This is a genomic window from Pseudostreptobacillus hongkongensis (assembly GCF_001559795.1).
Taxonomy (GTDB): Bacteria; Fusobacteriota; Fusobacteriia; order Fusobacteriales; family Leptotrichiaceae; genus Pseudostreptobacillus; species Pseudostreptobacillus hongkongensis.
The window spans coordinates 1-477 of the sequence record NZ_LOHY01000013.1; the positions used below are offsets into that span (position 1 = coordinate 1).

Below are 477 nucleotides of genomic sequence, written 5' to 3' on the forward strand. Positions count from 1 at the left end.
AGTTATGCCTGTTGAACCTTTAACTGATAAGTTTAAAGCATTTAATTGGCATGTAATAAATATATTTTGAACAAATTAGAAGAGCTTTAGTAGCGTCTCGTAATACTCAGGGTCAACCAACAGTAATTATTGCTAAAACTCATAAAGGTAAAGGCGTTCCATTCATAGGAGATAATGGTGGATGGCATGGTAAAGCACCAAGTCTTGAAGAATATGAAAATGCTATGGACGAATTGAAATAGGAGGAGAAGTAAAATGAAAGAAACTAGACAAGCAAATGGAGAAGCATTAGATAAACTAGGAAAAGAAAAAAAGGATGTAGTTGTCATAGAACCCAATTTAACCAAATCTAATATGACAACTTTCTACACAAAAGACATCCCTGACAAATATATGAATGTAGAGATAGCAGAAGCGAATTCAATAGGAACAGCAGCTGGTCTGGCAACTACACGTAAAATAACATTTGCATCAACG

The 477-nt window shown here is 34.4% G+C and carries 1 pseudogene; it reads left to right on the top strand.

What is annotated here, in order from left to right:
• Positions 1–255 precede the first annotated feature (255 nt).
• Positions 256–477: pseudogene (locus AYC59_RS00860) on the top strand (transketolase family protein); the annotation flags it as partial.